Origin of the sequence: Roseimicrobium sp. ORNL1, from assembly GCF_011044495.1 — a bacterium.
Classification (GTDB): Bacteria; Verrucomicrobiota; Verrucomicrobiia; order Verrucomicrobiales; family Verrucomicrobiaceae; genus Roseimicrobium.
This window is the reverse complement of the sequence record NZ_CP049143.1, coordinates 4,637,894-4,659,308: the sequence shown is the minus strand read 5'-3', so window position 1 is coordinate 4,659,308 and position 21,415 is coordinate 4,637,894. Positions and strand designations below refer to the sequence as shown.

At 60.1% G+C, this 21,415-nt stretch carries 19 protein-coding genes; 9 read left to right on the top strand and 10 right to left on the bottom strand.

The genetic code is table 11. From position 1 onward, the window contains the following. The first annotated feature begins 50 nt into the window (after positions 1–50). A complete protein-coding gene (locus G5S37_RS18950; RefSeq protein ID WP_206026054.1) occupies positions 51–1,001 on the top strand; it encodes a PIG-L family deacetylase in 951 nt (316 codons plus the stop codon). Further along, on the top strand, positions 998–2,374 hold the full coding sequence (locus tag G5S37_RS18945; RefSeq protein WP_165206018.1) for a hypothetical protein: 1,377 nt from the start codon (positions 998–1,000) through the stop codon (positions 2,372–2,374). The genes G5S37_RS18950 and G5S37_RS18945 overlap by 4 nt, the downstream gene beginning before the upstream one ends. 345 nt (positions 2,375–2,719) lie before the next feature. Here the strand turns inward: G5S37_RS18945 and G5S37_RS18935 are convergent, their stop codons facing one another. The 3 genes from G5S37_RS18935 to G5S37_RS18925 form a co-directional block, all read right to left on the bottom strand. Continuing rightward, positions 2,720–2,917 (bottom strand): hypothetical protein, encoded by a 198-nt coding sequence (locus G5S37_RS18935; RefSeq protein ID WP_165206016.1) that lies wholly within the window; start codon positions 2,915–2,917, stop codon positions 2,720–2,722. 197 nt (positions 2,918–3,114) lie between these two features. Then, a complete protein-coding gene (locus tag G5S37_RS18930) occupies positions 3,115–3,312 on the bottom strand; it encodes a hypothetical protein (protein WP_165206015.1) in 198 nt (65 codons plus the stop codon). A 98-nt stretch (positions 3,313–3,410) separates the two neighbouring features. Continuing rightward, positions 3,411–3,632, bottom strand: coding sequence for a hypothetical protein (locus G5S37_RS18925; RefSeq protein WP_165206014.1), 222 nt, complete (start codon positions 3,630–3,632; stop codon positions 3,411–3,413). 379 nt (positions 3,633–4,011) lie between these two features. Between G5S37_RS18925 and G5S37_RS18920 the strand changes: the two genes are divergently transcribed. Further along, positions 4,012–4,233, top strand: coding sequence for a hypothetical protein (locus G5S37_RS18920; protein ID WP_165206013.1), 222 nt, complete (start codon positions 4,012–4,014; stop codon positions 4,231–4,233). A gap of 178 nt (positions 4,234–4,411) precedes the next feature. On the opposite strand, the gene G5S37_RS18915 is transcribed toward G5S37_RS18920, so the two are convergent. Then, a complete protein-coding gene (locus G5S37_RS18915; RefSeq protein WP_165206012.1) occupies positions 4,412–4,585 on the bottom strand; it encodes a hypothetical protein in 174 nt (57 codons plus the stop codon). Between the two features lie 187 nt (positions 4,586–4,772). On the opposite strand from G5S37_RS18915, the gene G5S37_RS18910 reads away from it, so the two are divergent. Continuing rightward, positions 4,773–4,943 (top strand): hypothetical protein, encoded by a 171-nt coding sequence (locus G5S37_RS18910; protein WP_165206011.1) that lies wholly within the window; start codon positions 4,773–4,775, stop codon positions 4,941–4,943. Positions 4,944–4,949: 6 nt separating this feature from the next. Further along, a complete protein-coding gene (locus G5S37_RS18905; RefSeq protein WP_165206010.1) occupies positions 4,950–5,345 on the top strand; it encodes a hypothetical protein in 396 nt (131 codons plus the stop codon). A gap of 86 nt (positions 5,346–5,431) precedes the next feature. On the opposite strand, the gene G5S37_RS18900 is transcribed toward G5S37_RS18905, so the two are convergent. From G5S37_RS18900 to G5S37_RS18875, 6 genes are all read right to left on the bottom strand, one after another. Beyond that, a complete protein-coding gene (locus tag G5S37_RS18900) occupies positions 5,432–5,650 on the bottom strand; it encodes a hypothetical protein (RefSeq protein WP_165206009.1) in 219 nt (72 codons plus the stop codon). A 94-nt stretch (positions 5,651–5,744) separates the two neighbouring features. Beyond that, complete coding sequence (locus G5S37_RS18895; protein ID WP_165206008.1) at positions 5,745–5,939, bottom strand: hypothetical protein; 195 nt, start codon at positions 5,937–5,939, stop codon at positions 5,745–5,747. 832 nt (positions 5,940–6,771) lie between these two features. Then, positions 6,772–7,665 (bottom strand): dienelactone hydrolase family protein, encoded by an 894-nt coding sequence (locus tag G5S37_RS18890; RefSeq protein ID WP_165206007.1) that lies wholly within the window; start codon positions 7,663–7,665, stop codon positions 6,772–6,774. Positions 7,666–7,982: 317 nt separating this feature from the next. Then, complete coding sequence (locus G5S37_RS32360; RefSeq protein WP_206026053.1) at positions 7,983–9,080, bottom strand: peptidoglycan-binding protein; 1,098 nt, start codon at positions 9,078–9,080, stop codon at positions 7,983–7,985. Positions 9,081–9,474: 394 nt separating this feature from the next. After that, a complete protein-coding gene (locus tag G5S37_RS18880) occupies positions 9,475–11,514 on the bottom strand; it encodes a response regulator (RefSeq protein WP_165206006.1) in 2,040 nt (679 codons plus the stop codon). Positions 11,515–11,521: 7 nt separating this feature from the next. Continuing rightward, positions 11,522–18,700, bottom strand: coding sequence for a HAMP domain-containing protein (locus G5S37_RS18875; protein WP_240914675.1), 7,179 nt, complete (start codon positions 18,698–18,700; stop codon positions 11,522–11,524). Positions 18,701–18,995: 295 nt separating this feature from the next. On the opposite strand from G5S37_RS18875, the gene G5S37_RS18870 reads away from it, so the two are divergent. From G5S37_RS18870 to G5S37_RS18855, 4 genes are all read left to right on the top strand, one after another. Next, positions 18,996–19,361 (top strand): hypothetical protein, encoded by a 366-nt coding sequence (locus tag G5S37_RS18870; protein ID WP_165206005.1) that lies wholly within the window; start codon positions 18,996–18,998, stop codon positions 19,359–19,361. A gap of 12 nt (positions 19,362–19,373) precedes the next feature. Further along, positions 19,374–19,637 (top strand): DUF5985 family protein, encoded by a 264-nt coding sequence (locus tag G5S37_RS18865; protein WP_165206004.1) that lies wholly within the window; start codon positions 19,374–19,376, stop codon positions 19,635–19,637. 10 nt (positions 19,638–19,647) lie between these two features. Continuing rightward, entirely contained in the window at positions 19,648–19,911 is a 264-nt protein-coding gene (locus G5S37_RS18860) for a DUF5985 family protein (protein WP_165206003.1), read from the top strand. A 181-nt stretch (positions 19,912–20,092) separates the two neighbouring features. Then, positions 20,093–21,355 (top strand): hypothetical protein, encoded by a 1,263-nt coding sequence (locus G5S37_RS18855; RefSeq protein WP_165206002.1) that lies wholly within the window; start codon positions 20,093–20,095, stop codon positions 21,353–21,355. Positions 21,356–21,415: the final 60 nt, after the last annotated feature.

Genomic DNA, 21,415 nt, shown 5'->3' with positions numbered 1-21,415 from the left:
TTCGTGGAAATGCGGCGCGTTCATTGGCGTATCATTGCACACGCATTGTTATGAAACGCACTCGCTTTCTTCCTCTGTTCCCGCTGTTGGGGGCTTGTCTCGTTCACCTCTTCCTGCAGGCACATATCTTCTCCCAAGAGAAGGAGATGACGAAACCATCACCACCGCCGGAGGATGGGAAGTTGCGCATCATTGTCTTCGGCGCGCATCCGGATGATGCGCAGTACAAGGCGGGTGGCACGGCGGCGAAGTGGGCGAAGCTGGGGCACCATGTGAAACTGGTGTCCGTGACGAATGGCGACATCGGCCACTGGCAGTCGGCGGGTGGACCGCTGGCACAGCGGCGGCTCGCCGAGGTGCAGAAGGCGGATGCCGTGGTGGGGGCGACCACGGAGGTGCTGGATATCCACGATGGCGAGCTGCTGCCCTCGCTGGAAAATCGCAAGACCATCATCAAGCTCATCCGCGAGTGGCAGGCGGACATTGTGATTTCGCATCGTCCATGGGACTATCATCCGGATCATCGTTATGTGGGCATCCTGGTGCAGGATGCGGCCTTCATGGTGACGGTGCCCTTCGTGTGTCCCGAGGTGCCGCCGGTGAAGAAGAATCCGTTGTTCCTGTATTCCAGCGACCTCTTCAAGAAACCTTATCCCTTCCAGGCGGACATCATTGTCTCGGTGGATGATGTGTTCGACCAGAAGCTGGAGGCCATCCATGAGATGCCCTCGCAGGCGTATGAAGGCGGGGCGAGTGGCAGTGCGGAGTTTGTGAAAACGGTGCCGCCTCCCGGAGACGTTGCGGCGCGCATGAGCTGGCTGCGTGAGCGCTGGGAGCGCCGCCAGGGTGGGGAATCGAATCGCTTCCGCGAAGTGCTCGCGAAATGGTATGGGCCGGAGAAGGGCGCGGCGGTGAAATTTGCCGAGGCCTTTGAAATCTGTGAATACGGACGCCAGCCCAGCGTTGAGGAAATCAAGAAGCTGTTCCCGTTCTTCCCATGATGACGAACTCCCGCTGCTTCTTCCCGCTGTTGCTTGGCACGTTGTTCTTCGCGAGTGTGCCTCTCGCGAGCCACGCGAAGTCCACACCTCCCGGTCTGCGCGTGGGTGCAGCAGCGGTGAGTTTCGTGGCGGATGACTCCATGGAAATCGCGGGCAGTATTCTCCCTGGAAAGGCGATGGGGCAAGAAGGAGAGCTGCGCGCGGTGGCGGTGGTGCTGGAGAAGGCACCGCATCCGAAGGTGGCGATCGTGGCGTGTGATATCCTCATGATCACGCGGGACCTGCTGGATCCCGTAGTGGCGGAGATTGAAAAGACCACCGGCATTCCCGCGTCGCACGTGCTCATCAACTGCACGCACACACATCACGCGCCGAGCACGGTGAAGGTGCACGGCTACGGACGCAACGAGACCTTCTGCAAGGAAGTGCAGAAGAAGGTACTCGAAGCAGTTCAGAAGGCGGATGCGAATCTCGCGAAGGAGAAGGAGGACTGCCAGTTTCACTTCGCACTGGGGCATGAGGACACCATCGGGCAGAACAGCAGGCAGATGCTCTCGGACGGCACCATCTACTGGACGGGTGAGCGTGGCGACTTTGTGCGGCCCACCGGTCCCTTCGACCCGGAGCTGCCGGTATTCGCCTTTCGCGATGGCTCGGGGAAACTGCTCGCGCTGATGTTTAATCACTCCACACACACCATCGGTCTGCGCGCGGGTGGGAAGCGCTCGCCTTCCTTCTACGGTCTCGCGGCGCAGGAGCTGGAGCAGGACATGGGCGGTGTGGTCTCCTTCCTGGAAGGCGCCTCTGGCTCCACGCACAATCTCTTTGTGCCCTCGCTCACCGCCATCACGAAGATGAAGCAGAGCGTGAGTGAGACACTCGCACGAGCGCAGCCACGCGAGGTGCATCGCATCGCTGCGATGAAGCGGTCCTTCACTTTCAAGGTGCGCCAGTTCGATGAAGCGCGTGAGGAGGCTGCGGTCACGAACTACTGCCAGAAACGCATTCCGACACGCGCGGAGGATACGGCTCGTGTCTTCCGGAACATGCGGAAGGAACTCGGGCCGATGCAGGGGCAGGAGTGCACGACGTGGATACAGGCCATGGTAATAGGAGACGTGGCGATGGTGGGTGTGCCGGCGGAGTTCTTCACCAAGCTGGGGCTGGATATCAAGAACCGCTCACCCTTTCGCCACACGTATATCGCCGAGCTGGCGAATGATTGGATAGGCTACATCCCGGACCAGGATGCCTTCCAGCTGGGTGGCTACCAGGTGTGGACGGGATTTCACAGCTATGCCGAACCCGGTACCGGCGAGCGCATGGTGGATGCCGTGGTGGAGATGCTGCGGGAACTGCAGGGCGGGAGGTAGGGCCGCGACAGGGACGGAACACCTTGCGCAAGATGCGCTGCTGCATCACCACATCGCATAGGCTGCTACCGGGAGCTGCGCGGTCCGGCCCACCGTTTCCGTCTGGGGAGTATCGCCGGAAGCTTCGGAAACCGGCGCATACCGCGGACACTCCGGTCGCTGTCGTCCACAGGGTTCATTTCCAAGGGCTTCGATGGCAGGGAGTTCGGGAAAGGGCTGGTAGGTGAGGCAGGCCAAATCTTCGCCCCGGATTGCATGTTTGGTCGCAGCGTGGCGGATGCTTGGCTGAGCGTGGCATCAGGCCGTGTCACCGGTGTCCGGCGGCTCTCTCCACTTCGCGCTTCATCACGAGCCGTGCCCTACCAGAATCACTTCGCGTGCCTCTTCCGCTCCCATCTCCGTGACGATATCGCTGTCCACCAGCAGCAGCCAAGGCTTGCCCTCGCCGTCCAGCACCACGCGCCTCCCGTTCCACTCCGAGAGCTCCCCCTCGGCCTCGAAACTGGTGCCATCCTGGTGCAGGATTTTATATTTCCTGGTCATCCAAGGCCCAGTGTCTCACATCCAGCTTGCGATGGCAATGCTGAGATTGAGCAACGTTGAGCAGGATGTTTATTCAACCCGTGCGCTCCGACGAAGACCCATCGAAGGTGATTTCTTGCTCTGTTTCTTCCGGAGGTTGCGAGCGGGCGAGCCACCGTGGTGGTTCCGCTATGGAACGTGGAAGCGCTCACGTGTCGCTAAGCTGCCGCCTGGTACTCAGATTTGCACGGTGGTCCGTGCGTGCAGTCCTCAATCTTGCGCACCGTGGCGCGGGCGTACCAAGCGACAATCTGGCCGTGATTCATGAAACAGATCGCCGAGTCGCGCTGGCTCCACGCTTCGGCGTCCAAATAAGTCGACACTCCAATGGTCAACGTGATGTGGTATTTTTTCATGGCACCCAAAGAGTATCGGTGTGCCAAGGGTCTGCGGACGGGGCAGCGTTTGTCCGCTGCGGGAGTGGCCTTCCTCCATCCCGCTTTCAACGACACGACTACAGCGCCAGCAACACCCAGTCTGCGGTGGCCTTCTGGCATCGGTCAGAGTCGCGGTGGGTGTCGTGGGCGAACTGGCGGAGGGAGGCACCGTGGTACTGCAGGAAGCATCGAGTCAGGTGGTAGGGCGTCATGCCCACAAGGCATGCCAGCGCCGCTTCGTCATCGCCCAGCTTGGGCCTTCTTTGGATGAGGTTGGCGATGCGCTCAGCGGCTTGCATTTCAAATTCTGACAACTGCATAATGCAAAGGTTCCCGACTTGCCCCGCTGCGCCATTAACAATGTTGTTAATATCGCACTTTTTTTGCAATGGCAGACAAAATAGGCTCGCTCACTGGGGAAAGTGTGCGGAAATTGCGGAGTGATAACGCTTTGCGGGCAGCCTTTACGATATATTCAAATGAATATATCGATACGCTTCCCCTTCGTAAAACCGGCCCACGGCCCTTTTTCGGCACGTTATCTGCGCGTTTTGGAACATTCATATTCACACGAAAGTCATGGTGCAGGGGTGAATAGGCACACGATATTTCCGGTCTATGACGTGCCTCATCCTTACGCACGTGAGATTTCTGCATCTGAGTCGCATCTGCATCCACATGGAGCCCAGCCCTGAAAACCTCGAAGCTTACCGCATGGCGCGCTGGCGCTTGAAGTGCGCGACCATTGCTGCCGCGATTGCTCGGGGATGGCCAGGCTCCCACGGGGTGGACACGCCGGAGTACCGTGATTGCCACGCGCGTCTGGAGGAGGCGCGGGAGGCGCTGGGAAAGTTTCCCGTGGAATGGAGCGAGATGCCGGATCTGTCTTCTGCCGGATGAGAGAACGTGGGTGACTCCGTAACGCACAACGTGGAACCCGCTCGCGAGAATTCATCGCCATGCGGCACCAAATAAATCACTGGGTTCGCCCGCAGCATCGCGCCTCTCAGGTGCTGATGAGGAGGGCCTCAACCGCGTCATGCCATCTGTGCGCGGCTTGCTTATCTTATGAATTCATCTATTTCCCCGCATACGCGTAGCGCGCGGGCTCGCCGCAGATGAGGCGGATTTTTCCTTGGTTGCGCAGGGCAGTCCAGCAGGAGGTGAATCCGAGGATGAGACCCGGGGATGCATCGCCTACTGCGGAGAGGGCTTCACCCAAGGTGAATCCATTTGGTGCATGAAGTTGCATGCAGATGTGTGCAATGTGCGAGGCGGAGACGGCTTTGTGATTATCCATCATTATGTTAGAGGGGCGCTATCGTATCGCCAGAGTGGCGGTAGGGCAGGGGTGTAGCAGACACCGCGCGCGGGTAGATGCTCAATGAGGGCAACTTGCACGGGGGTCCAGATGATTCCAATGATGCGATCCAGAGTTCATGAAACGAGAACTCAACGAACCGCACAAGGGCGACAAGCGCTTCCAACGCCGGACGAAGGAAGGCCAATTCAGCGAGAGCGATGACATGGGTCGCTCGATGAAAACGGACCGCCGCCAGCACGCGAAGCACAAGTCCTCACCAGGCGAGGGAGATAGAGGGGACAGGTGACGTGCCATGTACTTCGAAACCCTCAAGTCGCCCGAGGAGCTCCTCTGTCCGGTCGGTACCATCCTGACCCTGGGTGAGGTGGCCCAGCTCACGGAGCATAATGCGGCGATGATACACATGGCCATCGCAGATGCGGATGCCTTCCGTATCACGCCCGGATTTGCCTTCAAGGTACTGGAGACCCTGGATGAGGCGGGGCGCATCACGCCGGAGGATCTGGCTTACGCCTACAGCGACGAAGATGAGTCCCATCACAATCGCGATCGCGATGGCCCCATCTCGCCAGCAGGCAGGATGGGTCAGGGGTTTCCTCCGCCCATCGGCCCACTGGACCCCTTGGAGAATCTTCTCGAAGAGAGTGAGGATGACGAGGAGGAGGGCGGTGGCTCCCGGTTTCCCTGAGTGGGCGTGTGACTTGGGTGAGCCTTGGTCCGTGGCCAAGTCAGAAGCACGCGTCCATCCGGCTGCTGATGTGGCCCGGCCTGGGACTAGGAGCGACTGCCGCCGAAAAGCACGAGATCGGTCATCACCAGACCTGGCGTCGCAGCTTCCTCCTGCTCTTCGCTGATGGCGCTCACCTCTTCCGTGGGGAACTCCGAGTGGAGGATGTTTCCCTGATAGAATCTCACCTTGCCATCAGCAGTGTACCGATCGGCCCCGAGTCGGACGATGCCGCCAGCATTCATGGTCACGTGGTACACCTTCATGCGTCGATGAGCAGATATTGCAGTTCATGCGCAAAATTGTCTAGTGCCCAATTGTTTCAAATTTGAGACCCGGACTGCTAATCCAGCTGGTCCGTCAGCCTGTGCACTGCTTCTCCAAGGTGTCGAGCGCGGCCTCAGCCCTCTGCAGTCGATGCAGGAAGTCCGCCTCCTGGGACATCCAAGCCTCGACGTCCATGTAACGGACAACACGGTGGGTGTTGAGCAGGCGCTTGAGGAAGTTCACCCGCCACTTGGCGTGTTGAAGTTCGGTGGGCTTTGTGTCCGTCATTTATTTCGAGGTTTTGTGCATTATGCCCTAGTGCCCGCGATTGCACCATTCTTTACTGAATAAAAGTTAATTTGATGCATTTTGCAAGACAGAAGAGCAGAAGTTTGAGCCACACGGTAGGATACCCAAACACAGTAGACCGCTCTGAAAACCTTCTCTCGTGCTACATTCCATATTGAAAACCAAAGAGTTGCGATGGTTTAGGTGTTTGATTTAGCTCCTTCTAAAGCGCAAAGTGGCGATTCTACCACAGGATGTGATGGTTGCAATAAGGGGCAATCGTTTTGCCGTTGGGTGGCATCCTGAGCTGCCTGCTTGCAATTTTGGGCAAAATCCCTCTCCCTTCCCGCCTCCATCTTTGAGAGGGGTAAGTGGCCTGCTGGCGTTACTTCTTCATCCTAAACGGTATGTGGAACTAAAAAGGTTGGGCTGGCATCCTCTGTGCGCGGGTAAAACCTTAAGGATCTCACCACGAATGCCTCGTGGCGGAATCAGGTCGGTATGTGCAGGAGCTGTGGGATAGAGCTCCTCGCGTGGAGCGCTTTTGGGCACGTGAGCATCACCGCGTGGGGTGGCAGCCGCCAGCGACATGAGTAATCTGACTGCCACCTCCCAGGTGGATTGGAGCGGAAGGTATGCTTGGAACTCCCGGTTTGGCCCCCCTGCCAAAGCATGATGCTCACCGCACTCAAAAGTGCGTCGCGTAACGTGGAATCCGTTTTTATGACGGGGTGTGGTTATTTGTTTGTGTCGAATATGTCACAAGACTCTCAGATAAGGGACCCTGACTGCTGCGCACAACACCCCTGCTCTCTGCCCGCAGCCATGGCTCTCACCCCTTGAGCGTTTTGTTGAAGAACTCCAGCGTGCGTGTCCACGCGAGTTCCGCTGCCGCCTTGTCATAGCGGGGAGTGGTGTCGTTGTGGAAGCCGTGGTTCGCACCGGGATACATATGTGCGGTGTACTTCACGTTGTTCTCCTTCAGCGCGGCTTCGTACGCGGGCCAGCCCTCATTCACGCGGGTATCCAGCTCCGCATAGTGCAGCAGCAGGGGCGCCTTGATCTTCGCCACATCCGCTGCGGAAGGCTGGCGTCCATAGAAAGGCACCGCCGCCTTGATCACATCCGGGATGCGTACGGCCAGGGTGTTCGCCATCAGTCCGCCGAAGCAGAAGCCCACCACGCCGATCTTGCCATCGCACGCGGGATTCTTCTGCAGCCACTGCGCTGCGGCAATGAAGTCCTCCACCATCTCGTCGCCGGAACGTTTGGCCTGCAGTTCCTTGCCCTTCTCATCATCCCCGGGATAGCCACCCAGTGGTGTGAGCGCATCCGGCGCGAAGGCCACAAAACCTGCGACACCCAGGCGGCGCGCCACATCCTCGACGTACGGATTCAGCCCGCGGTTCTCATGCACCACGATGATGCCCGGCAGCTTCCCGCTCGCATTCGCGGGCGTCACCAGCAAGCCACGCATCTTGCCGCCACCCTTCGGGGACTCGTACTCGGCATACTCCGCCTTGATGCGTGCATCATCCTTGGGTACCTGCTGCGCCCAAGCGTAGTTCGGGCTGAGCGCTTCCAGCAGCGCCGCTGCCGTCATGCCGCCCACGGCAAACTTCGAGGCACGGTCGAGAAAACCACGGCGGTCGATGCGGCTGTGCGCATAGTCGTCATAGAGATCGAGCAATTCCTGGTCGAATTCGGATGCGGGTTTGCGGTTCATGCGGGCGAGTTTAGCGAACGCGTTGGGGAATGGAAAGCTTCGTTTTGTGTCAGGGATTTCAACACAGAGACACGGAGACACAAAGACACGGATATTTTTTTAGGGGGAGACAGAGGGGATGCCAGCTTTGTCACGGACAGCGCTCTCTCGCCTTCTCTACAAATCCTCTGTGTTTCCGTGTCTTTGTGTCTCTGTGTTGAATCCCATGTGCAAACCACCGTCCTCTTGAACAGAGGAGTAGAAACAAAAACAAGGCAGGCACGTCTCCGCGCCTGCCCTGCGATGTTGGGTTTATGAAATAGCTGTGAAATGAGCCGTTAGTAGCTCGTCAGACCCAGCGACTGCAGCAACTGGTCGTCGATTTGACCGGAAGCGTACAAGCCGTAGTCCTGCTGATACGCATAGATGGCCGAGCGGGTGCCGGGTCCGATGACGCCGTCCAGGGTGCCATCATAGTAACCTGCGCGAGCCAGCTCCTCTTGAACCGCTACGCGCGTTTGATATCCATACCCACTGTAGTAGTTGGGCGTGGAGTCATACGCATAGGGGGTGGACTCATACACATAGGCAGGGGGTGCCGTCAGTGAGAAGAGGAACACACCCAGGCTGTCGTTGTAGTAGCGGTGCCTGTGGTAGGTCCGGTAGTAGTCGTGGTCGTAGTAGTAGCCATTGCTGCGGTACCAGTCGTAGTTGTGGTTGTGATCGTGGTCATGACGCTCCGTATAGTGACTACGGTCACGATGGGAACGCGTGCGGCGATCGCCATCACGGTCACGGTCACGATTCACCGCACTGCTCGCCACGGTGCCGATATTGCGACGGTCGATTTCACGACGCACGTCAGCGCGGTCGCGACTCACGTCACGGCGCACGTCCGCACGATTGCGGTTCACGTCGCGGCTGGCTGCGGCGACACGGGCACGATCCCGGTCATTGTTACCACGCTCACGAGCCTTGGCGACGTTCTGCGAACGTTCGATGGACTTGCGGTTCGCGTCAGCAGCGCGGGCCCGGGAGGCAGCCGAGGAGGACGCCAGTTGATGGCGCGCGATATCTTCGGAGCGTTTGCGGGCATTGTCGTCGCGTCCCTTCGAGGAGCGCTGCACGGCCAGGCGGGTGGTATCATGCTTGCGGTCACGCGAGGAAGGCTTGTCTGCTTTCGGCTTCTGCGCGGAGCGAGCCGCCACACGATGTTCAGGTTTCGGAGCAGCGGGCTTGGAATGTGCCACGCGCGGGCTGCGGTCTCCGCCGCCGCCACCGCCGCTTCGTCGCTGCACCTGTTCCTTCTTGCCCTTGCGGTCATTGCCGCCGCCCTTGTCCTTGTCTTTTTTGGCCGCCATCAGGTCGCCGCCAGTGAGGGCCAACGCAATCGTGGCCGCCAGCAACGCCGTAAACGGTCGGGGTAGAATTTTCATGATTCAGTATTTGGGGTTGTTTGTTCTCTCTATCTGAATCGACGGGGAAGGGGCCTGTGGCATTCAACCGCAGGCAATTTTTAAGAAGAACGTGATCGAAAAAATATCGATGGATGCATCCACTGGGCGAATGGCACGAAGGGGAGTGTCGTGCGGAATGCGTGGTGATGGAGTGCGGCGGTCTCTTTTCGGTTGAGACGTCTCGTGAGTTTATACAGCTCGTTCTGTGTGGAGTGTATGTCTCCGTGTACCACCTTGCGCGAAGCGCTTGCGGCGTGCACCGCCTGCACCGCACCTCCTCTCGATTGATGGCGCGTAGCTCAACGTAGCTCGCGAGTCCCTTCGCGAGATCGGCGTACCACTCGCGAAGGGACTCGCGAGCTACGTTGCTCCCTCAACTCGCCCTCGTCTGCACCGGCTGGAACTTCGCGGAGAGACTGTGCAGGCACTTGTCCAGCTCGCCAATATCCACCGGCTTGGTGAGGTGATAGTCGAAGCCAGCCTTCTCACTCAGTGCGATATCCTCCGCCATGCCATAACCACTCAGCGCCACGCCAGCAGTCGAACGTGAGCCCGCTGCCTGGATGAAGGGCTGCATGAGTTGCAGCCCCTCGCCATCGGGCAGGCCGATGTCGCTCACCAGCACATCGAAGTCGGAGCGCTGCATCAGTTCCATCGCACCGGCTACACTGGAGGCCAGCTCTACTGCGTAGCCGCGGCGGGTGAGCAGGCGTTTGAGCTGCACGGCAGTGTCTTGATGGTCTTCCACCACGAGGAGACGCAGGGACAGCGGAGACTCCGCATCTGCCGCAGGCTTCGCATGTGCTGGTTTCGCCGTGGTGGAAGCCGCAGGCAGTCCCACAGTGAACACACTGCCACGGTCCGGACCGCCGCTAGAGGCCGAGATGGTTCCACGATGGCCCTCCACCAGCGCGCGACAGATGGCGAGCCCAAGGCCAAGGCCCGTGGACCGGTCTCCATGAGCCTGCTCAAAGGCATCGAAGATGCGCGTGATGCGCTCCGGCGCGATGCCCACGCCGAGGTCCCGGAAGTGGACCTCCACCATCTTCCCGTCATCCGAGTTGTTGGTGCTGATCGTCAGGTTGGAGTCGGGAGGGGAGAACTTGATGGCGTTGCCAATGAGGTTGCAGAAGATTTGCTGGATGCGTGCTGCATCGGCCACGCTGTGACTGTTCGCAGCCCCCACGCTCAGGTTGAGATGGATGTTTTTCTTTTGAAGGTCCGGGCGGCAGATTTCCACCGAGCGCTGCAGCAGGGTGTGCAGGTCCAGATTCTCCAGGTGGAGCTGCATCTTTCCATTGCGAATGCGCGCGAGGTCCAGCAGGTCATCGATGAGCCTGGCTTCGAGTTGCACATTTCGCTGGATGGTATCCAGCAGGTCACGCACGGCCTCTTCCAGCTTGTATTCTTCGCGGATGATGGCCACGGCATGCAGTACGGGCGAGAGCGGCGTGCGCAGCTCGTGGGAGAGCATGGCGAGGAAGCGGTCCTTCGCCTGGTTTGCTGCTTCGGCCTCGGCGCGCGCAGCTTCTGCGAGGATGCGGCGTGTCTTTTCCTCTGCACTGCGTTCCAGTTCCACATTCTTGATGGCCAGCTCGCGGTTGGTGGCCATCAAGGCGGCCTCGGCCTGCTTCCTGAAGGTGATGTCCGCCACGGAGGCAATGAGGAACGCGCCTTTGCTGGATTCGAACTGGCTGAGGCCCACTTCCACCGGGACCTGCGTGCCATCCTTCCGGCGGAGCAGCAGCTCGGTGGGGGGGCTGAGATTCGGCGCGGTGAGCGTGCTGGGTTCGTAGGCCAGACCTTCCGGAATGAGCAGGCGTATGGATTCTCCCAGCAATTCATCGCGGGTGAAGCCGAGCAGGCTCTCCGCACGTGAGTTCACCAGCACGATTTTCTCATCCGTCCCGGTCACCACCATCGCCGTGGGACTGGCCTCCACGACAAAGCGGAATCTCTCCTCTGCGGCCTCACGTTCCTGAATCTCCGCCTGCAGCGTGTCATTCAGCTTTGTCAGGGCATCCGTCTTCCGGTAGAGATCGACGAACACACCCACCTTCGAGCGGAGGATGGCCGGATTTACCGGCTTCGTGATGTAGTCCACCGCGCCCGCGCCGTAGCCGAGCACGATGTGCTCCTCCTCATAATAGTGGGCCGTGAGGAAGAGGATGGGAATGTTCTGCGTCTTCCGCCGCTGCTTGATGAGCTGGGCGAGCTCGATGCCGGTCATGCCTGGCATCTGCACATCCAGGATGATCGCGGCACATGGCTCAGACATCAGCGTCATGAGCGCCTGTTCCGGGGTGGTGGCCTTGATGAGGCGGTAGTCAGGAGCGTCGAGTATCGTCTCAAGAACCATCAGGTTCTTCAGGTCGTCGTCGACAAGGAGGATGTTGATGCCGGCGGTCGTCATCCAATTCTCAGCGGTGCAGCCACACTCGCAGCAGGGAAAGCAATTGGTCGGTGTTCACGGGTTTCGCAATATAGTCACTCGCCCCGGCTTCGAGGCATTTTTCGCGGTCGCCTTTCATCGCCTTGGCGGTGAGAGCAATCATGGGCAGTGTGCGGAATTTGGGATTTTTACGAATCTCGCGCATGGTCTGGTAACCGTCCATCTCGGGCATCATGATGTCCATCAACACCATGGAAAGGTCCGGGGTGTCTTCGATAATCTGAATCGCCTGTCTGCCATTCATTGCGCTTAGCACTTCCATCTGTTGGTTTTCCAGCACGATGGAGAGGGCGAAGATGTTGCGTGCGTCGTCGTCCACCACCAGGACCTTCTGGTTCTGCAGGGCTTCATTCGAGTTGTGCAGGCGCGCAATCATCTTCTGCTTCGACTCGGGCAGTTCGGCGATGACGCGGTGCAGGAAGAGCGCCGTCTCATCGAGCAGGCGCTCGGGGGACTTCACGTCCTTGAGCACAATGCTCTTCGCCACGGTGCGCAGGCGCTTTTCCTCCTCCTCGGAGAGATCTTTGCCGGTGAAAACCACGATGGGCACCTCCAGCAGGCTGGGTTCCTCCTGGATTTTATCCAACAGTTCAAACCCGCTCATGTCCGGCAGGCGGAGGTCCAGCACCGCGCAGTCATAGGGCTTGTCCAGCAGCTGCTTCATCGCCTCATTCCCGGTCGCGGCGGTGGTGATCTCGATGTCTTCGTAGCCAAGCAACTCCACGATGCTCTGGCTTTCCACGTCGTTGTCCTCCACCACCAGCAGATTTTTCACGCGCGGGCGTGCGAAGGTCTTGATGCGGTCAAAGGCGTGATCCAGCTCGTCCGTGGTGGCCGGCTTCACCATGTAGGAGAAGGCGCCGTGGGAGAGCCCATGCTGCCGCTCCTCCTCCAGGGAGATGATCTGCACAGGGATGTGCCGGGTGGCGGGGTCGAGTTTCAGATTATTCAGGACAGTCCAGCCAAGCATATCTGGCAGGAAGATGTCCAGCGTGATCGCGGTGGGCAGATACTGCCGCGCGAGCAGCAGCGCCTCGTGACCGCGGGTGGCCACGAGCCCCTTGAACCCCTTGTCTCGCGCCAGTCCCAGCAGCACCCGTGCATAGTGGGGGTCATCCTCTACCACGAGCACGACGGCATCTCCCTTCACGATGACATCGCGATCGTCATCAATGATTTCCTCCGCTGCCGCACGGTACGTGCGAATCGCGGCGCTCTCGGAGACCTCCTGCAGTGCGCGGGACTTCACGGGGTCGATGCTCTGGCCTGTGGGTGTGAAGTGCAGCGGCAGATACAGGGTGAAGGTGCTGCCCTCACCCAAGGTGCTGAAGAGTCGAATCTCACCGCCGAGCAGCGTGGCCAGTTCACGGGAAATGGCCAGGCCGAGACCGGTGCCGCCGTACTTGCGCGCGGTGCCGGCGTCCGCCTGCTGGAAGGCTTCGAAAATCAGACGTTGCTTCTCCGGAGCAATCCCAATGCCGGTATCCGTGATCGCCATGCTGATGACATACGGCGCGCGCTTCAGGATGGGGTGGTCTGTGGCCCAGCCATCGGTGGCGTGACTCACCTTGATGGTCACACTGCCGTGGGAGGTGAACTTGAAGGCATTCGACAGCAGGTTCTTGATGATCTGCTGGAGGCGCTTCAGGTCCGTGGAGAATGCGCGCGGCAGCGTGGGATCGAACTCCACGATGAAGGGCAGGTTCTTGTTCTCCGCCACGTGGCCGAAGTTGCGCTGCACGGACTCACGCAGCGTGTCGAAGGTCACCTCCTCCGCTTCCACCGCGACCGTGCCCGATTCGATCTTGGAAAGGTCGAGGATGTCGTTGATGAGGTTGAGCAGGTCGGAGCCTGCGGAGTGGATGTTCTTCGCGAAGTCCACCTGCTTGGTGGAGAGGTTGCCGGCGGCATTTTCCGAGAGCTGCTGGCCGAGAATCAGGATGGAGTTCAGCGGCGTGCGCAGCTCGTGGGACATGTTCGCGAGGAACTCGGACTTGTACTTCGAGGTGAGCGCGAGTTCCGCAGCCTTGTCTTCCAGGGCGCGGCGGGCCTGCTCGATTTCCACGTTCTTGCGTTCCACTTCCGCATTCTGGTCGGCGAGTTCCCTGGCCTTCTGTTCCAGTTCTTCGTTGGTCTGCTGGAGTTCCGTCTGGCGGGACTGCAGTTCCGTGGTGAGCTGCTGGCTCTGCTGGAGCAGGCCTTCCGTACGCATGGTCGCCTCGATGGTATTGAGCACCACCCCGATGGATTGCGTGAGCTGTTCCAGGAAATTCAGTCGCCCTTCGGTGAAGGGTTGCAGCGAGGCGAGTTCGATGACTGCCTTTGTCTCCCCTTCGAAGAGCACGGGCAGCACCACGATGTTCGCCGGTGTGGCCATGCCCAGACTGGACTGCACCGGGGAGTAGTCCGGCGGCACATCCGTGAGCAGGATGCGCTGGCGCTCTACCGCGCACTGGCCCACGAGACCCTCGCCCATGCTGAGCTGGTTTCGCTGGTTCTTGGGCGTGGCGAAGCCCGCGAGCAGACGGAGGAACCTGCGGTCCGAGCCCGTGCCCGTGGTCTGGTAGATGGTGCCCTGGTGCGCGGCCACCAGCGGCGCGAGCTCTGAGAGGAGCATCTGCGCCACGGTGAAGAGGTCGCGCTGCCCCTGCAGCATGCGGGTGAACTTGGCCACGTTCGTCTTCAGCCAGTCCTGCTCCTGGTTGCGCTCCGTGGTTTCACGGAGGTTGTTGATCATCGTGTTGATGTTGTCCTTGAGCTCGGCCACTTCACCACGGGTCTCCACCTGGATGGAGCGGGTGAGGTCACCCTTCGTCACGGCCGTGGCCACCTCGGCGATGGCTCGCACCTGCGTGGTGAGGTTTGCCGCCAGCAGGTTCACGTTCCCGGTAAGGTCCTTCCACGTACCGGCAGCACCGGGCACGTTGGCCTGGCCGCCCAGTCGTCCATCCACACCCACTTCGCGCGCCACGTTCGTCACCTGGTCGGCGAAGGTCGCGAGCGTGTTCGTCATGTTGTTGATGGTTTCCGCGAGTGCAGCCACTTCACCCTTGGCCTGAACCGTGAGTTTCTGGCGCAGGTTGCCATCGGCCACAGCAGTCACCACCTTCACGATGCCTCGCACCTGGTCGGTGAGGTTCGCCGCCATCACGTTCACGGAGTCGGTAAGGTCCTTCCACGTACCGGCCACACCGGACACCTGCGCCTGACCGCCGAGCTTGCCCTCGGTGCCCACTTCACGGGCCACACGCGTCACTTCCGCAGCGAAGGCATTGAGCTGGTCCACCATCGTATTGATGGTGTTTTTCAGTTCGAGAATTTCCCCTTTCACGTCCACCGTGATCTTGCGGGAAAGGTCACCACGCGCCACGGCGGTGGTCACTTCCGCGATGTTTCGCACCTGGGCCGTGAGGTTCGAGCCCATGGCGTTCACGGAGTCGGTAAGGTCCTTCCACGTGCCCGCGACGCCCGGCACCACGGCCTGCACCCCGAGTCGTCCTTCGGTACCCACTTCACGCGCCACGCGCGTCACTTCGGAGGCGAAGGAGCGGAGCTGCTCCACCATGGTATTGATGGTCTCCTTGAGCTGGAGAATCTCTCCACGCACGTCCACCGTAATCTTGCGGGACAAGTCACCGTTCGCCACCGCGATGGTCACCTCGGCGATGTTACGTACCTGGCCCGTGAGGTTGGAGGCCATGGAGTTCACGTTATCCGTAAGGTCCTTCCACGTGCCTGCGATGCCACCCACTTCGGCCTGGCCGCCGAGCTTGCCTTCGGTGCCCACTTCACGCGCTACTCGCGTCACTTCCGAGGCGAAGGCGCTCAACTGGTCCACCATCGTATTGATGGTTTCCTTGAGCTGGAGAATTTCGCCCTTCACGTCCACCGTAATCTTGCGCGAAAGGTCACCGCGCGCGATGGCCGTGGCCACGTCGGCGATGTTACGCACCTGGCCGGTGAGGTTGAAGGCCATGGAGTTCACGTTGTCCGTAAGGTCCTTCCACGTGCCCGCCACACCTGGCACCTGCGCCTGACCGCCGAGCTTGCCCTCGGTACCCACTTCGCGGGCCACGCGGCTCACTTCTGCCGCGAAGGAACGGAGCTGGTCCACCATGGTATTGATGGTTTCCTTCAGCTCCAGAATCTCACCACGCACGTCCACTGTGATCTTCTTGGAAAGGTCACCGTTCGCCACGGCGATGGTCACTTCCGCGATGTTACGGACCTGGCCGGTGAGGTTGGAGGCCATGGAGTTCACGTTGTCCGTAAGGTCCTTCCATGTACCCGCCACACCACCCACCTGTGCCTGGCCGCCGAGCTTGCCCTCGGTACCCACTTCGCGCGCCACGCGGCTCACTTCCGAGGCGAAGGCATTGAGCTGGTCCACCATCGTGTTAATGGTTTCCTTCAGCGCGAGAATTTCGCCCTTCACGTCCACCGTGATCTTACGGGACAAGTCACCGCGCGCCACGGCGGTGGTCACTTCGGCGATGTTACGCACCTGGGCGGTGAGGTTGTTCGCCATGAAGTTCACGTTATCCGTGAGATCCTTCCACGTACCGGCGACACCTTGCACATTCGCCTGGCCGCCGAGCTTGCCTTCCGTACCCACTTCGCGCGCCACGCGCGTCACTTCGGAGGCGAAACCGTTGAGCTGGTCCACCATGGTGTTCATGGTTTCCTTGAGCTGCAGAATCTCGCCCTTCACGTCCACCGTAATCTTACGGGAAAGGTCTCCCTTCGCGATGGCCGTGGCCACGTCGGCGATGTTGCGCACCTGACCGGTGAGGTTGGAGGCCATGGAGTTCACGTTATCCGTAAGGTCCTTCCACGTACCAGCCACACCGCGCACCTGCGCCTGGCCACCGAGCTTGCCCTCCGTACCCACTTCGCGCGCCACACGGGTCACTTCAGAGGCGAAACCGTTGAGCTGGTCCACCATCGTATTAATGGTGTTCTTCAGTTCCAGGATTTCCCCCTTCACGTCCACGGTGATCTTTTTGGAAAGGTCACCATTCGCCACGGCCGTCGCCACGTCGGCGATGTTACGCACCTGGCCGGTGAGGTTGGAGGCCATGGAGTTCACGTTATCCGTAAGGTCCTTCCACGTGCCGGCCACACCTTCCACTTCCGCCTGACCGCCGAGCTCACCTTCGGTACCCACTTCACGCGCCACACGACTCACTTCGGAGGCGAAGGCGTTGAGCTGGTCCACCATGGTGTTGATGGTGTTTTTCAGCTCCAGGATTTCGCCCTTCACTTCCACGGTGATCTTGCGGGAAAGGTCACCGCGCGCCACGGCAGTGGTCACGTCGGCGATGTTACGCACCTGACCGGTGAGGTTGGAGGCCATGGCGTTTACGGAGTCCGTAAGGTCCTTCCACGTACCGGCCACACCGGACACCGCGGCCTGGCCACCCAACTTGCCTTCCGTACCCACTTCACGTGCCACACGCGTCACTTCCGAAGCGAAGGCATTGAGCTGGTCCACCATGGTATTGATGGTGTTCTTCAGTTCGAGAATTTCGCCCTTCACTTCCACCGTGATCTTGCGTGAAAGGTCACCGCGCGCCACCGCCGTGGTCACGTCGGCGATGTTGCGCACCTGGCCCGTGAGGTTGGAGGCCATGGAGTTTACGGAGTCGGTAAGGTCCTTCCACGTGCCGGCCACCCCGGACACGGCGGCCTGGCCACCCAACTTGCCTTCCGTACCCACTTCACGTGCCACGCGTGTCACTTCCGAGGCGAAGCCGTTGAGCTGGTCCACCATCGTATTAATGGTGTTCTTCAGCTCCAAGATTTCCCCCTTCACGTCCACCGTGATCTTGCGGGAAAGGTCACCGCGTGCCACGGCCGTGGTCACGTCGGCGATGTTACGCACCTGGCCGGTGAGGTTGGAGGCCATGGAGTTCACGGAGTCGGTAAGGTCCTTCCACGTGCCGGCCACACCGGACACCGCGGCCTGACCGCCGAGCTTGCCTTCGGTACCCACTTCGCGCGCCACACGAGTCACTTCCGAGGAGAAGGCGTTGAGCTGGTCCACCATCGTGTTGATGGTTTCCTTCAGTTCGAGAATCTCGCCCTTCACGTCCACCGTGATCTTGCGGGAAAGGTCACCGCGCGCGACGGCCGTGGTCACGGCGGCGATGTTTCGCACCTGCGCCGTGAGGTTGGAAGCCATGGAGTTCACGGAGTCGGTAAGGTCCTTCCAGGTACCGGCCACACCGGGCACCACCGCCTGACCCCCGAGTCGCCCTTCCGTTCCCACTTCACGGGCCACACGAGTCACTTCGGAAGCGAAGGAGCGGAGCTGATCCACCATGGAGTTAATCGCCTCCTTGAGCTGGAGAATCTCACCACGCACGTCCACCGTGATCTTCTTGGAAAGGTCACCGTTCGCCACGGCGATGGTCACGTCCACGATGTTGCGGACCTGGGCGGTGAGGTTGCCCGCCATCTGGTTCACGCTTTCCGTAAGGTCTTTCCATACGCCCGATACACCCTTCACCTGAGCCTGGCCGCCGAGCTTGCCTTCCGTGCCCACTTCGCGCGCCACACGCGTCACTTCCGAGGTGAAGACCGAGAGCTGCTCGATCATGCGGTTTACCAGCCGCGCGGAGACGAGGAACTCGCCCTGCAGCGAGCGGCCGTCGATTTCGAGTGCCATGGGCTGGGTGAGGTCGCCCTGCGCCACGGCGCCGATGGTGCGGGTAACGTCCGTGGTCGGGCGCACGAGGTCATCCATCAGTTCGTTCAACGACTGCACTTCCTCCGCCCATCCCCCTACGAGGCCGGGAATGCGGAGGCGCTGCTTGAGTTTGCCCTCCTTGCCCACCACGCGGCAGATGCGGTTCGTCTCCTGCGCGCGGCGCTCATTGATGCTCAGTACCTCATTGAAGGTGTCCGCGATCTTCCCGTACACACCAGTCCAGTTCGACGGCAGCTTCTTGGAAAAGTTCCCCTCACGCAGCGCGAGCATCGCCTCCAGGATGGCAAACGTCGCGGCTTCATGACTGTCAGTAGGAGCAAGCGCGGAAGCGGACGCAGGAGCAGGAGAGGTGGAGGAGGGAGGGCTGGCGGCGGGTTTGCCGTTGGCTGCGGTTTTGTTCGCGACTGCTCGTTTCCGTGGTGACAGCGTTTTCATGTTGATGACACGATCCTAGAGAGACTCCCGGGCATAGGGAAGATGCTGACGTGAGGGTACGTCTTGCATTGGGCGCCAGCATTAATATAGCTGGTGAAACGCGCAAGCTTGCCCTCAAAGTATAGTTTTTTCCGAACCGATGATGCACCCATCCAACCTTCGCGTGAAATGCGAATGGCAGTTTCCAAGTTCCTCGCATTCAAGTCGAGATCTAATGTCACGACCCCGGCCCTGACCTCATTTAGTATCATCCTATATCACAGCTGTGGCCGACGACGGGATCTCTCCAAGCATCATGCAATTCATCGAGCAGTATGTGCGCTCGGTGGAGCATCTGGAGATCATCCTGCTGCTCGGGAGAAATCCCGAAAAAGCCTTCAGCGTAGAGGACGTTTACCAGGAGATCATGAGCACACGCGACTCCGTTCAGGGATGGCTGGACGAGATGGTCTCTGGAAATCTTGCAGTGTGCAACGCGGGTGCATTGTCCACCTACCAGATTGCTTCCGTGAACACCGCACAGTTCGAAATGGTGCAGAAGCTTGGCGCCTTCTACAAGGCCTATCCCGTGCGCGTCATTGAAGCGATCTATCGTCCACGCAAGCCACAGACGGATCCCGCGCAGGATTTCGCGGACGCCTTCCGAATTCGCAAAAACTGAACTGCTCATCTCATGGCCCAGGTCGTCTACATTTTATGTTCACTCGCCAGTCTCCTGTGCGCGGTGTTGCTGATGCGCGGGTACAGGCGCTCGAAGCACGATTTGCTTTTCTGGAGTGCGTGGTGCTTCATTATCCTGGGATTGGCGAACATTGTCCTCGTGATCGACCTGGTGATCATCGGGCCGGATGGGGCGGACCTTACCTTGTTGCGAACCGTGCTCAGCCTCGTGGGCATGGGTGTTCTGCTCTACGGACTCATCTTCAAGTCGAACTAGCGCCACTCCCATGATTGCCCCGTTCCTTTCCGGTGCCATTGCTGCCATGAGCTTGACTGCCGCGGCGTTCTTTCTGCGTTTCTGGCAGAAGACCAGGGACCGGCTCTTCATCTACTTTGCGGTGGCCTTCTTCTTGCTGATGCTGGAGCGAGTCGTACGCACCGTGCTGCTCATGGAGAGTGAACTTGCACCCGTGGGCTACGGCGTACGCCTGCTCGCCTTCCTCACCATCATCGCCGGCATCGTGGACAAGAACCGGGCGAAGGCGAAGTGAGGGGAGGCTGGTGGGAAGGGAGGGGGCTCCTAGCTTGGCTGGAGAGATTGCGACCGGGGATGGCGTACGTAGTCTCGACAAAAGCGCAGCTATGACACTCGGGTTCTTGAAATCAATCTTCCTCCGCGTGTCTCGGCATTCTCAAGGCACATACGACCTCAGGAGCTTGCTTTTCGCCGCCATGGTCGCCTTGCTCGCGACACACAGCTTCGCGGCAGAAGCTCCCGCAGGCACGAACAGAGAAGCGAGCGAACTTGTCGTAATCACGCCGAATACTTTCGAAGGCTCGGACACCGAGCGCATCAATCGCGCCATCGAAGCTGCCGCGGCGTCCGGTGGTCGTGTGGTGATTCCCCGCGTGAATGTCCGTGGCACCGAGCAGCGCGAGGTGTGGCTCCTGGATTCTGCCATTCTGCTGCGCAGCAATGTGACGCTGGTACTGGACAACTGCCACCTCAAGCTCTCCGACCGCTGCCGTGATAACTTCATGCGTAGCGCCAACTGCGGCCAGGGTATCACCGAGATTCAGCCGCTGCAAAACATCCACATCCGTGGTGTAGGTAACGTATTGCTGGAGGGCGCGGACCTCCCTCGCGCGACCGGTGACGGCGCCAAGGTGCTCGGCAAGGACACCTTCGGCACGGATGCAGGCGTGGTCGGTGAGACGCAGGAGGGCGACTGGCGCAACGTTGGCATTCTGCTCGCCTACGTGGAGGACTTCAGCATCGAGAGTCTTGCAATCCACAACTCCCACTGCTGGGCGATTTCATTGGAGCGTTGTGCGGAAGGCAAGGTGCGGGACATTGAGTTCGCGTCCGGTCTGTCAAAGAAGATTGATGGCGTGAAGCACTCCGTCCTCAACCAGGACGGACTCGACTTGCGCATGGGCTGCTATGATATTGAGGTCGAAAACATCCGCGGCACCACCGGCGATGACCTCGTCGCATTGACGGCCATCCCCGGCAAGCGCGCCGCTGGCGGCTTCGAATCCACGATGGTCAGCGGTACCCTCGACCGAGGCAACAGCCTGGATGATATCCACCACATCACCCTGCGGAACATCCAGGGCTACAGTCGTGGCGGCTGCCACATCGTGCGCTTGCTCAACACCTCCGGGGTCAAGATGCACGACATCCTCATCGATGGCGTGACCGACACCTCGCCCACCGGCAGGTCCTGCCGCGCCGCACTGAAGATTGGCGACAAAAGCGCGCGCTGGGGTGGCGTGACACCGCTCGGCGATACCAACCACATCACCGCTCGCAATATCACCAGCCGCGCGCAGTACGCAGTCCTCATCGCTGGCTCGCTCAGCGATTCATCCATCAGTGGCGTCGTCCACTACGGCTCCGCGCCCGAGCCCGTCACGCTGGAGTCTGGCGAGAAGTATCTCCGCGACGTTGCCACCACCAACGTGCGCAAGGGCAGCGAGAACAGTCAATGAGAGTGCAGCAGGCTGCGCCGCAAAGAGCCTCATCCCTTTGTTGCTTCGCTGCTTTGCGTT